At 75.6% G+C, this 12,481-nt stretch carries 8 protein-coding genes and 1 tRNA gene; 3 read left to right on the plus strand and 6 right to left on the minus strand.

The window, feature by feature from the left end:
• Positions 1-79 precede the first annotated feature (79 nt).
• The 3 genes from lysA to AAEM63_RS13320 form a co-directional block, all read right to left on the minus strand.
• Positions 80-1,411, minus strand: coding sequence for a diaminopimelate decarboxylase (lysA, locus tag AAEM63_RS13310; protein ID WP_341361378.1), 1,332 nt, complete (start codon positions 1,409-1,411; stop codon positions 80-82).
• 68 nt (positions 1,412-1,479) lie between these two features.
• Positions 1,480-3,126 (minus strand): arginine--tRNA ligase, encoded by a 1,647-nt coding sequence (argS, locus tag AAEM63_RS13315; RefSeq protein ID WP_341358728.1) that lies wholly within the window; start codon positions 3,124-3,126, stop codon positions 1,480-1,482.
• Positions 3,127-3,208: 82 nt separating this feature from the next.
• A complete protein-coding gene (locus AAEM63_RS13320) occupies positions 3,209-3,886 on the minus strand; it encodes a hypothetical protein (RefSeq protein ID WP_341358729.1) in 678 nt (225 codons plus the stop codon).
• A 347-nt stretch (positions 3,887-4,233) separates the two neighbouring features.
• Between AAEM63_RS13320 and AAEM63_RS13325 the strand changes: the two genes are divergently transcribed.
• A tRNA-Arg gene (locus tag AAEM63_RS13325) sits at positions 4,234-4,306 on the plus strand.
• Positions 4,307-4,487: 181 nt separating this feature from the next.
• On the opposite strand, the gene AAEM63_RS13330 is transcribed toward AAEM63_RS13325, so the two are convergent.
• Complete coding sequence (locus AAEM63_RS13330; RefSeq protein ID WP_341358730.1) at positions 4,488-5,075, minus strand: hypothetical protein; 588 nt, start codon at positions 5,073-5,075, stop codon at positions 4,488-4,490.
• A 39-nt stretch (positions 5,076-5,114) separates the two neighbouring features.
• A complete protein-coding gene (locus tag AAEM63_RS13335; protein WP_341358731.1) occupies positions 5,115-5,879 on the minus strand; it encodes a glycerophosphodiester phosphodiesterase family protein in 765 nt (254 codons plus the stop codon).
• Between the two features lie 186 nt (positions 5,880-6,065).
• On the opposite strand from AAEM63_RS13335, the gene adhE reads away from it, so the two are divergent.
• Positions 6,066-8,954 carry a bifunctional acetaldehyde-CoA/alcohol dehydrogenase gene (gene adhE, locus AAEM63_RS13340; protein ID WP_341358732.1) on the plus strand — a complete coding sequence of 963 codons (2,889 nt, stop codon included), beginning with the start codon at positions 6,066-6,068 and terminating at the stop codon, positions 8,952-8,954.
• A gap of 244 nt (positions 8,955-9,198) precedes the next feature.
• Entirely contained in the window at positions 9,199-11,088 is a 1,890-nt protein-coding gene (locus tag AAEM63_RS13345; RefSeq protein WP_341358733.1) for a helix-turn-helix domain-containing protein, read from the plus strand.
• Positions 11,089-11,121: 33 nt separating this feature from the next.
• Here AAEM63_RS13345 and AAEM63_RS13350 read toward each other — a convergent pair whose 3' ends face one another.
• Positions 11,122-12,360 (minus strand): peptidoglycan DD-metalloendopeptidase family protein, encoded by a 1,239-nt coding sequence (locus tag AAEM63_RS13350; RefSeq protein WP_341358734.1) that lies wholly within the window; start codon positions 12,358-12,360, stop codon positions 11,122-11,124.
• Positions 12,361-12,481: the final 121 nt, after the last annotated feature.

Below are 12,481 nucleotides of genomic sequence, written 5' to 3' on the forward strand. Positions count from 1 at the left end.
GGGCCGGCTCGACCCCGCGCGGCGCGCGGGCCCCGCCAGCATAGGGGCCGGTCCGGACGCCGGGCCGAGGTGTCCAGGATCAGCCCTGGTCGAGCGCGAGCAGGTCCTCGAGGGTCTCGCGCCGGACGAGGACGCGGACGGCGCCGTCGCGCACGGCGAGCACGGGCGGGCGGGGCACGAGGTTGTAGTTGCTCGCCATCGAGCGCCCGTACGCGCCCGTGGCGGGGACGGCGAGGAGGTCACCGGCGGCGACGTCCGCGGGCAGGGCGACGCCGCGCACGACGATGTCCCCGCTCTCGCAGTGCTTGCCGACGACCCGCGAGGGGACCCGCTCGGCGGCGGAGGCGCGCCCGGCGACGGCGGCGGTGTAGTCGGCCTCGTACAGCGCCGGGCGGATGTTGTCGCTCATCCCGCCGTCGACGCTGACGTAGGTGCGCCGCCCGCCGTCGTCGAGCTGGACGTCCTTGACGGTGCCCACGGTGTACAGGGTCAGGGCCGAGGGCCCGACGATCGAACGGCCGGGCTCGACGGAGACCCGGGGCACGGCGGTGCCGAGCTCGGCGCAGGCCCGCCGCACGACCCCGGCGAGCGCGGCGGCCACCTCCTCGGGGGTGGGCGGGGTGGCGTCCGCGCCGGTGTAGGCGATGCCGTAGCCGCCGCCGAGGTCGATCTCGGGCATGAGGTACCCGGTGTCGGCGGCGACCTGGGCGCGCAGGCCGAGCACCGCGCGGGCGGCGACCTCGAAGCCGGCGAGGTCCATGATCTGGCTGCCGATGTGGGAGTGCAGACCCACCAGCTCGAGGTCGGGCCGGGCGAGGATCTCGTCGACGGCCTTGCGCGCCGCGCCGGAGGTCAGGGAGAGGCCGAACTTCTGGTCCTCGTGCGCGGTGGCGATGAACTCGTGCCCGCCCGCGTGCACCCCGGTGGTGACGCGGACCATGACCGGGGCACGGAGCCCGCGCTCGGCGGCGAGCCGGGCGACGACGTCGACCTCGGCGAGGGAGTCCACGACGATCCGGCCGACCCCGTGCTCGAGGGCGGTGACGATCTCCTCGGCGGACTTGTTGTTCCCGTGCAGGCCGATGTGCGCGCCGGGGACGCCCGCGCGCAGGGCGACCGCGAGCTCGCCCCCGGTGGAGGTGTCCACCCGCAGGCCCTCCTCGTGCACCCACCGTGCCACGGCCACGCTGAGGAACGCCTTGCCCGCGTAGTAGACGTCGGCTCCCGCGAGTCCGGCCTCCGGCGCGAACGCCGCGGCGAAGGCGCGGGCGTAGGCCCGGGCCCGGCCACGCAGGTCCGCCTCGTCCAGCACGTAGGCCGGCGTGCCGTGCTCCGCGGCGAGGTCACGGACGTCGACCCCGCCGACGACGAGCGCGCCGTCGTCGCCGCGCCGGACCGAGGTCGACCACACCCCCGTGCTCGTGCCGTCCGGCTCCGGGGCGGGCCCGGCCGGCCGCGGGGCGGCCGCGGGCGCGGCGCTCACATCCGCTCCGGGGCGCCCACGCCGAGGAGGCCCAGGCCGTTGGCGAGGACCTGCGTGGTGGCGTCGTTGAGCCAGAGCCGGGCCCGGTGGGAGGCCTCGACGGGCTCCTCCCCGCGCGGGGTCACCCGGCACTGCCCGTACCAGGCGTGGTAGGCCGCGGCGAGCTGCTCGAGGTAGCGGGCCACGCGGTGCGGCTCCCGCAGCCGGGCGGCGTGCGCGACGACGCCCGGGAACTCGCCGAGGGCGCCGAGGAGGGTGGCGTCCGCCTCGTGGTCGAGGGTGGCCGGGTCGAAGTCGTCGCGGGTGACGCCGTGGTCGGCGGCGTTGCGGGCGACGTTGCGGGTGCGCGCGTGGGCGTACTGGACGTAGTAGACGGGGTTGTCGAGGTTCTGCTCGCGCAGCTTCTCCCCCTCCAGGGTCAGGGGCGAGTCCGCGGGGAAGCGGGCGAGGGTGTAGCGCACCGGGTCGGTGCCGATCCACTCGATGAGGTCGCGCAGCTCGATGATGTTGCCCGCGCGCTTGCTCATCCGCGCCCCGGCGACGGAGACGAGCTGGCCGATGAGCACCTCGATGTTGGCCTCCGGGTCGTCGCCCGCGCACGAGGCGATCGCCTTGAGCCGGTTGACGTAGCCGTGGTGGTCGGCCCCCAGGAGGTAGATCTTTCCGGGGAAGCCCCGGTCCTTCTTGGACAGGTAGTAGGCGGCGTCCGCGGCGAAGTAGGTGGGGGTGCCGTCGGCGCGGACGAGCACGCGGTCCTTGTCGTCGGAGAAGTCGGTGGTGCGCAGCCACACCGCCCCGCCCTCGTCGTAGACGTGGCCCTGCTCACGCAGGCGCGCGACGGCCTGCTCGACGGCGCCGCCCGCGTGGAGCTCCCGCTCGGAGAACCACACGTCGAAGTGGACGTTGAAGTCGGCGAGGGTCTCCTCGATCTCGGCCATCTGCAGCCGGTAGCCGAGGTCGCGCGCCGCGGCGACCGCCTCATCGTGGGGCAGGGCGGCGAGGTCGGGCCGCTCGGCGAGCACCCGCGTGGCGAGCTCGCCGACGTACTCCCCCTGGTAGCCGCCCTCGGGCACCTCGGTGCCGGTGGCGCGGGCGAGGATCGACGCGCCGAACTTGTCCATCTGGGCGCCGGCATCGTTGATGTAGTACTCCGGCGTCACCTCGGCGCCGGAGGCGCGCAGCAGCCGCACGAGGGCGTCGCCGAGCGCCGCCCACCGGGTGTGACCGATGTGCAGCGGTCCGGTCGGGTTGGCGGAGACGAACTCCATGTTGATGACCTGCCCGGCGATGGCGTCGTTGCGCCCGTAGCCCGGCCCGGCCTCGACGATCGTGCGGGCCAGCTCGCCGGCAGCACCCGCCTCGAGGCGGATGTTGAGGAAGCCCGGCCCGGCGACCTCGGCGGAGGCGATGCCCGGGGCCGCGGTCAGCCGCGCCGCCAGGAGCTCGGCGAGCGCCCGGGGGCTGGTGCCGGCCGGCTTGGCCAGCTGCATGGCGACGTTGGTCGCCCAGTCGCCGTGCTCGCGCTGGCGGGGCCGCTCGACCCGGGGCTCGGGGACGTCGCCGGCCGCGAGCGCGACGTCGCCGGCGTCGACGGCGTCGAGGAGGACGGAGCGGATGAGGGCTGCGAGCTCGGCTGGGGTCACCCGCCTCAGGGTAGTGGTCGCCCCGACACGCCCGCCGGGCCGGCCGGCGTCCGTGACGTGCGGGGCTCGTCACACCGCACGCTCACACGAGCATGTCGCCGTAGACCACCTCGGTGACCCGCAGGGGCCCGGTGAGGGTGAGGACGACACCGTCGTCGGTGCGCCACACGACCGTGGAGGAGACGCCGTCGGGCATGAGGAAGGCCCAGTGCCGGCCGGAGCCGTCGGAGTACACGGTGCCCTCGGAGATGACGGTCGCGCCGTCCTCGCGCAGCCCGGCGACGACCTCCTCGGCGTGGGCGTCCTGCTCCTCGATGCTGTCGAAGGCGACGGCGGTGAGACCGACGGTGTCGGTGCCGTCGGTGAGGGTGCCCGTGACCGCCTCCCGGGCGCCGTCGGGGGCGCCGTCGAGGGACGCCCAGCCCGGCTCCTCGAGCGTGAAGGGAACGCCGGGGTCCACCGCGTCGACAACCTCGGTGCCCAGCCGGTCGGCGAGCGGGGCGGCGTCGACCGTGCGGTCGGGGAACGGGGTCGGGCTGGGCGCGGCGGCCGGCCCGGTCGTACCCGGACCGGCGGTGGGCCCGGTGGGCTCGGACGAGGGACCGGCGGTGGTCGCGCCGTCGGCGGGACCGGGATCGCCCGGCCGGTACAGCAGTGCCAGGACGACGACGGCGACGAGGACGACGGCGGCGACGACGGCCAGGAGGAGCCGGCGCGGCGGACCGGTGGGCTCCGGCGGCCGGCCCGGGGTCGCGCCCATGGTGTGCCTCCTCGCCGTCTCCTCCCGCCAGGTTAGGGCCGGGTCGTCCTCGCGCGCCCACGATCGGGAGGCGGTGCTGCCGACGGCGGGGGCGGGCGCTGCGCAACGCGCCGATAGCCGAGGGGCCGACCGGGCCGAGGGGCCGACCGGGCCGAGGGGCCGACCGGGCCGAGGGGCCGACCGGGCCGAGGGGCCGACCGGGCCGAGGGGCCGACCGGGCCGAGGGGCCGTCGGAGCCGGCCGCGGTGGCGTCGTGACGCTGGTCACGGCGGCGCGGTGGGCGGCACCGAGGTGAAGGCGACCCGGCCGGACTGATAGCATCACCTGGCGCTGCGAGAGCGGTGCGGGCCCCTTTAGCTCAGTGGATAGAGCGTCTGCCTCCGGAGCAGAAGGTCGCTGGTTCGAATCCAGTAGGGGGCACCGACGACGAAGGCCCGGACCTGGTCCGGGCCTTCGTCGTCGGAGATCCCGCTCGGCCGGTCCGGGCGCCGGGGCCGGCACGCCCCGGGCGCGGCTGGCATCGACGACACCCGGCCGCCAGGTCGCCGGGACCGCGCGGCTCGCTCGACGGCACCCGGCCGCGAGGTCGCCGGGACCGGCGTCATACCCCCACGGGGACCGGGGCGAGGAGGTCGGCCCAGGGCATCGGCAGGGCGGCGAGGTAGGAGTCCGCCCGGACCTCGAGGCCGTCGGCGAGGGTGGCCTCGACGGCACCGTAGGAGGCGAAGCCGACCACGCGGGCGGCCGTGCGCAGGTCCGTCCCGACGTCCTCCCCGCCCTGCCGCGCGACGGCCGCACGGAGGTAGCCCTCCGCACGGTCGACGAGGTGGTCGCACAGGGCGCGCACGAGCGCGGGGTCGCCGTCGGGGCCGAGCAGACCGGTCAGGACGACCCGCCGGGCCCCGACGTAGCCGAGCAGGGCGTCGAGCCACTCCGCGAAGGTGTCGTGGCTGCCGCCGGCGGCGGGGGTGAGCCCCTCGGTGAGGTCCTCGACGACGACCGCGGCCACCTCGCCCACCGTGTCGTAGTGCTTGTAGAACGTCGTGCGGTGGATCCCGGCCGTGCGGCACAGCCGTGCGACGCTGATCTGCCGCAGCGGCGTCGTGGGCAGCAGCTCCGCCATCGCGGCGGTGAGGGCCTCCAGGGTGCGGCGCGTCCTCGGGTCGACCCTGGCCTGCTCGTCAGTCATGGGACACATCATGCCGTGCGAAGTGGGGGCCGAGCGCCATCAGTGCCACGGACCGCGCGCCGTCAGCACGTCGCGGAGGACCCGGGGGCGGTCGGAGACCAGCCCGTCGACGCCGAGATCGAGCAGACGGGTCATCTCCGCCGGCTCGTCGACCGTCCAGACGTGCACCGCGAGGCCGCGACGGTGGGCGGCACGCAGGAACGGGGCGGTCACGACGGGAACGCCGCGGTGACGCACCGGAACCTGCACGCACACCACCCCGACCTCCGGGCCCGGGACCCCGCGCACCACCCCGACGGCGCCGCCGGCGATGAGCCGGACCACCGCGCGGCGCCCCAGGGAGCTCGCCACGCCGGGCCCGGTCAGCGCGCGGAGCCGCTCGAGCCGGGCGTCGTCGAAGGACGCCAGGCAGACCCGGTCGGCGGCCCCGGTTCGGCCGAGCACCTCTACGAGGGGCCCGACGACGGCGTCGTCCTTGGCGTCGATGTTCACCCGCAGGTCCGGGTAGTCCCCCAGCAGCTCGTCCAGGCGCAGGAGCGGCTCGCCGGCCGTGTCGCGCAGGCGGGAGACCTCCGCCCACGTCAGGTCCCCGACGGCGGAGCCCACGCCCGCGACCCGCTCGAGGGTCTCGTCGTGGCTGAGCACGACGACGCCGTCGGCGGTGGCCCGCACGTCCGTCTCGAGGTAGCGCAGGCCGAGCGCGACCGTGTGCTCGACGGCGGTGCGGGAGTTCTCCGGGACCTCACCGGCCCCGCCGCGGTGGGCGAGGGCGACCGGGCCGGGACCGTCGAGGTAGGAGCTCACGGGGCCCATCCTGCCCGTACCGGAGCCGCGAGCACGCCCGGGCACCCCGCGGGCACCTCACCGGGCGGTGGGGAAGTTCACCAAAGACGCTCGCACGGGGCTCCCGGCGAGCCGTGCGCCCGGCCGCGGAACGGCGTGATCGTGCGGCTCCGGGCCGCCGGGACCAAGGGCGCAGGACCTTGGGCCGTGGGACCGAAGCCCGGCTCGGCGCGGGATCTCCGACCTACGTTCTCAAGCAGCAGGCCGGCGACCGGCGCCGGGACCGTCGAAGGAGCACCAGTGGACACCCCCGAGATCGACCAGCTCGTCGCGAAGGGCCTCACCGCCCTCGCCGACTACGCCTCGCTCACCCAGGAGGACGTCGACCGCATCGTCAAGAAGGCGTCCGTCGCGGCGCTCAACCAGCACGGCGTCCTCGCCGAGGCCGCCGTCGCCGAGACCGGCCGCGGGGTCTTCGAGGACAAGGCGACCAAGAACATCTTCGCCTGCGAGCACGTGACCTACTCGATGCGCGACCTGCGCACCGTCGGCGTCATCAACCGCGACGAGCTCAAGGGCATCGTCGAGATCGCCGAGCCCGTCGGCGTCGTCGCCGCCGTCACCCCGGTGACGAACCCGACCTCGACCGCCATCTTCAAGGCCCTCATCTGCCTCAAGACCCGCAACCCCGTCATCTTCGCGTTCCACCCGGGCGCGCAGGACTGCTCGGTGGCCGCGGCCCGCGTGGTGCGCGACGCCGCCGTCGCCGCCGGGGCGCCGGAGGGCTGCATCCAGTGGGTGAGCGAGCCCAGCATGGCCGCCACCGGCTCGCTCATGAACCACCCCGGGGTCTCCCTCATCCTCGCCACCGGCGGCAACTCGATGGTCCGGGCCGCGTACTCCTGCGGCAAGCCGGCCCTCGGCGTCGGCGCGGGCAACGTCCCCGCCTACGTCCACACCAGCGCGAACCTCGAGCGGGCCGCGACCGACCTGGTGATGTCGAAGTCGTTCGACAACGGCATGGTGTGCGCCTCGGAGCAGGCCGTCATCCTCGACGACGCCGTCTACGACGAGATGCTCACCCACCTCGACCGCCTCCACGCCTACCGCGCCACCGCCGCGGAGAAGGCGATGCTCGAGGAGTTCATCTTCGGCGTCGGCGCGAACTCGGAGAACTGCGGCGAGGCCCGTCTCAACGCCGCCGTGGTGGGCAAGTCCCCCACCTGGATCGCGCGGCACGCCGGCTTCACCGTCCCCGAGGACACCTCGATCATCCTCGCGGAGGTCTCCGGCGTCGGCCCGCACGAGCCGCTGACCCGGGAGAAGCTGTGCCCCGTTCTGGCGGTCGTGCGCGCCGGCTCCACCGAGGAGGGCATCACCCTCGCCGAGCGCATGGTCGAGCTCGACGGGCTCGGCCACTCGGCCGTCATCCACGCCAGCGACACCGGGCTCGTCGAGCGCTTCGGCGCCCGGGTCAAGGCCGTGCGCATCATCACCAACGCGCCGTCCTCCCTCGGTGGCATCGGCGACATCTACAACGCCTTCATCCCCTCGCTCACGCTCGGGTGCGGCTCCTACGGCCACAACTCGGTGTCCAACAACGTCTCGGCGGTGAACCTCATCAACATCAAGCGCATCGGCCGTCGCACCAACAACCTCCAGTGGTTCAAGGTGCCCGCCAAGACCTACTTCGAGCCGCACGCCATCCGCTACCTCTACGACATGGAGGGCATCGACCGGGTCACGATCGTCACGGACGCGACGATGACGCGGCTGGGCTACGTGGACAAGATCCGCGACGTCCTGGACCGCCGGGCCCGTCCCGTCGCCCTGCAGGTCATCGACGACGTCGAGCCCGAGCCGTCGATCGGCACGGTGCGCCGCGGCGCGGAGTCGATGCGGTCGTTCCGCCCGGACACCATCATCGCCCTCGGCGGCGGGTCGCCCATGGACGCCGCCAAGGTGATGTGGCTGCTGTACGAGCACCCCGAGGTCCGGTTCGAGGACCTGCGGGAGAAGTACCTCGACGTGCGCAAGCGGGCGTTCCGGTTCCCCGCGCTCGGCGAGCTCGCCAAGCTCGTCTGCATCCCGACCTCCTCGGGCACCGGCGCGGAGGTGACGCCGTTCGCGGTCATCTCCGACCCGGAGACGGGGTACAAGTACCCGCTGGCGGACTACGCCCTGACGCCCTCGGTCGCGATCGTCGACCCCGAGCTCACCGCCCGGATGCCCTCCAGCCTCGCCGCGGACTCCGGCTTCGACGCCCTCACCCACGCCACCGAGGCCTACGTCTCGGTCTACGCCAACGACTTCACCGACGCCCTGGCGCTGCACGCGATCAAGATGGTCTTCGACAACATCGCCACCTCGGTCAACGGCGAGCGCGACGGGCTGGCCGCGACGGTGATCGGCAAGGCCCGCGAGCGGATGCACAACGCCTCGACCATCGCGGGCATGGCGTTCGGCAACGCCTTCCTCGGCGTCGTGCACGCCATGGCGCACACGGTGGGCTCGACCTACCACCAGGTCCACGGCCGCACCAACGCGGTGCTGCTCCCCCACGCGATCCGCTACAACGGCCAGGTCCCCACCAAGCTCAGCAACTGGCCCAAGTACGAGACCTACACCGCACCGCAGCGGTTCCAGCAGGTCGCGGCCCACCTCGGCCTGCCGGCCGCCACGCCGGAGGAGGCCGTCGAGGCCTACGCCCGGGCCGTGGAGGAGCTGCGCGCGTCGCTGGGCATGCCCGGCTCGTTCGCCCAGATGGGCATCGCCGAGGAGGCCTTCGTCCCGGCGCTGGACACCCTCGCCATGCGGGCCTTCGAGGACCAGTGCGCCCCGGCGAACCCCCGTCTGCCGATGGTCAAGGACATGAAGGACATGATGCAGGCGGCCTACTACGGCGTCGGCGTGGAGCAGGTCCGGATCGACCGCGCCGCGGTCCGCGACCAGAGCGCGGAGGAGTCCGAGTCCGAGGGCGTGCAGGGACCGCGGGTGGTGGTGACCGAGGGGCTGAGCGAGATCCCCGGCGAGGGCACCGCCCCGGCCGACCTCGACGCCTCCATCGCCCGGGCGGACGCCCGGCAGCGGCGCTGAGGGGCGTCCCGCTCCGGCGCTGACGCGGCGGGCACCTCACGGTGCCCGCCGCGTCTCGTCGCCCTCCCCGCGTCGCCCCGCACGGACCCACTCCCCGCGCCGCGCCGCGCCGAGCCGCAGCCGCAGCCGCAGCCGCAGCCGCAGCCGCAGCCGAGCCTGGCCCCCACCCGCACGAGCCCACCCTGGGCCGCTTCCCGTGTCGTCCCGCCACGTCGCGGCTGCCCGGTCGGGAAGAATGTCGGCCGTGTGGACGACGGCGTACCTCGACCTGCTCGCGCGCGAGGCCGACCCGGCGGAGTTCGACCGGCCCGTCGAGGCCGCGCGTCGCGCGGGCGCCGACGCGGCCGCCGTCGCCGAGGTCGAACGGGCCCGCGACTCGGCGCTGCGCGTGCGCGAGGTCCTCGAGGCCCGGCGCCGGCGTGAGCACGAGCTGTCCGCCCTCTTCCAGACGGCCGGCGACCTCGCCTCGCTCACCGACGTCGACGCCGTCCTGCACGCCATCGTCAGCCGGTCGCGCGACCTCCTCCACAGCGACGTCGCCTACCTCTCCCTCATGGACGCCGCCGCCGGGGACACCTACATGCGGGTGACCGTCGGCTGCACCTCCGAGCTGTTCCGTGGGGTCCGGCTCTCCCTCGGGGCGGGGCTGGGCGGGATGGTGGCGCAGACCGGCACCGCGTACGCGACCTCCGCGTACTTCGAGGACCACCGCATCGACCACACCGCCACCATCGACGCGGCCGTCGCGGACGAGGGGCTGAGCGCGATCCTCGGCGTACCCCTGGTCCTGGGCGGGCAGCTCATGGGGGTCCTGTACGCGGCGCACCGCTCGGTGCGCCCCTTCGCGGCGGCCGAGATCGCCCTGCTGACCTCCTTCGCCGCGCACGCCGCGATCGCGCTCGACAAGGCCCGGGCGCTCAGCGAGACCCGAGCGGCCCTGCGGGACCTGCAGGTCGCCGACGAGATGCTCCGCGCCCGGACGGTGGCCGTCGAGCGCGCGGCGGAGGCGCACGACCGGTTCTTCGGTCTCGTCCTGCGGGGCGGGGACGCGGCTGCCGTCGCCGCCGAGGTCCGCACGCTCCTCGCCGGCGACGTCCTCGTCGTCGACGCCGACGGCACCGTCCTCGCCGCGGCGGGGTCCTCGCAGGGCCCCACCGCCGCCGAGGCAGCGCTCGCCCGCCGCGCCGCGGCCGCCGGCCGGACGCTGCGCGCCGAGGGCGTTCACGCCGCCCCGGTCGTGGCCGGGGCGGACGCGCTCGGCGCCCTCCTGCTGCGCCGCGGCGAGCCGCTGGAGGAGGCCGACCGGCGCATCCTCGAACGGGCGGCGCTCGTCAGTGCCCTGCTGCTGCTCTTCCGGCGGTCGGTCGCGGCCGCCGAGGACCGCCTGCGCGGCGAGCTCCTCGAGGACGTGCTCCTCGACCGCGACGGCTCGGGTCTGCCCGCGCGTGCCCGGCGGGCCGGGATCGACCTCACCGTCCCGCACGCCGTCGTCGTCGCCGAGATCGCCGGCGAGCGCGGCCTGGCCGCCGACGCCGGGGCCTCCGTCGCCGCCGCGCGCGGCGGGCTCTCGGCGGTGCACGACGGCCGCCTGGTCATCGTCCTCCCCCACCTCTCCCCCGCCGGTGCCGGCGCCCTGGTCGCGGCCGAGGTGGCCCGGCGGACCGGTCGGTCGCCGACGGCGGGGGTGGCCGGACCGGCGGTCGGCAGCCACGAGGTGCGCGCGGCGCACGCCGAGGCGTTGCGCTGCCTGCGCACCCTCCAGGCACTGGGTCGTACGGGCGAGGCGGCCGGCTCGGCCGACCTCGGCTTCGTCGGGCTGCTCCTCGCCGACGACCGCGACGTGCCCGCCTACGTGCGGTCGGTGCTCGGGCCCGTCCTCGACTACGACGAGCGGCGCGGGACCGAGCTGGTCGCGACGCTGCACGCGTACTTCGCCGAGGGCACCGCCGTGGCCCGCACCGCTGCGGCGCTGCACCTGCACGCGAACACCGTCTCCCAGCGCCTGGACCGCGTGACCCGGCTGCTGGGCCCCGACTGGGCCGCACCGGAGCGTCGTCTCGAGGTCCAGCTGGCGCTGCGGCTGGAGGCGCTCGTCCGGCGCCCCGCCGGACGTCCTACTGCTCGTCCGGGCTGACGACACGGGTCCCGTCCGGACCGGCGGCGTGCCTCAGCAGGTGGGCGACGGCTCCTGCGCGCCGTGCTCGGCGAGCCAGGCGACCGGGTCGACCGTGGTGAGCTGGTCGTCCGTGTGGATCTCGAGGTGCAGGTGCGGACCCGTGGACCGCCCGTTGTTGCCCACCCCGGCGATGTGCTGCCCGACCTCGACCTCCTCACCGACGTCGACGAGGACACCCGAGGCGTACATGTGCCCGTACCAGCTGTAGAACGTGGTGCCGTCGAGCTCGTGACGGATCACGACGAGGGTGCCCGACCGGCCGTCCTTGCCGGCGCCCACGTACTCGACCGTCCCGGCGGCCACCGCGTAGATCGGCGTACCGATGGACCCGGCGAAGTCGCTGCCGGTGTGCTGGCCGAAGATCCCGCTGAGGGGGTCCGAGCGGTTGCCGTACCTCGAGGTGAAGCGATAGGTCCCGCTCGCCATCGGCATGACCAGCCGGGCCCGCTCCTCCGTCACGGCGGCGCGGGTCCCGCTGGCACCCGTCACCGGCGCGCACCGGAGCGCGTCGCGGTCGGCGGCACGGGAGGTCTGCAGCACCTCCGCCCGGCTCGCGGCCGCGGGGTCGGCGAGCAGCGCCGCCGGCGCGGGGCCCGCGAGCGCGACGGCGGCGGCGTCGAGACGGGCCATGGCGCTCGCCGTCGTCGGGATCTCGGCCCGGGCGCTGTCCGCCGGGGTGGCGAAACCGGCCATCGGCGCGGCGATCGTCAGCACGCCGAGGGCCGACAGGACGGCGGCTCGCGGCGCCCAGCCGGCGACGTGGCGACGTCCGGCACCCGGGGCCGTCGGACGGAGCTGCCGGCGCGAGGGGGGCCGGGACAGCGTGGGGCCCGCCTCCCCGGCGGCCGGCAGGAGTCCCGGCAGGGCGATGGTCCATGTGGCCGTGTCGTCCGCGGGGGACGAGGGAGCCCGGCCGGACGCGGGACCGGCGGCGGGGGCCGGCACGGGGCGCGGCGGGGCGGCCGGGCGGCCGGCACCAGGCGCCGACGGGGCGGGCGCCGTAGCGCCGGCTGCCGACACGCTCGCGGGGACCACGGCCTCGACGGGCACGGCGGTCGGCGCGGGCGCCGGAGGCGTCGCCCGGGCAGGTGTTGCGGGCGCCACCGCCCCGGCCGGGGCAGCCTGCTCGGCCACCACCGCGCCGGCCGGGGCAGCCTGCTCGGCCACCGCTGCGCCGGCCGCGGCCTGCTCCACACGCGTGCGGAGCTCACGCCGGGAACGGGGCCTCACGTGCGCACCTCCGAGCGCGGCATGAGGAGCGGGCGTGGTGTGCCCGTCCCCGGCGACCCGGACCGCAGCGGCATCGACCTCCGGCCGATCGTGCCCGCCGGCGGCGCGCAGGTCGCGCCTG

Source organism: Georgenia sp. M64, assembly GCF_038049925.1.
Lineage (GTDB): Bacteria > Actinomycetota > Actinomycetes > Actinomycetales > Actinomycetaceae > Georgenia.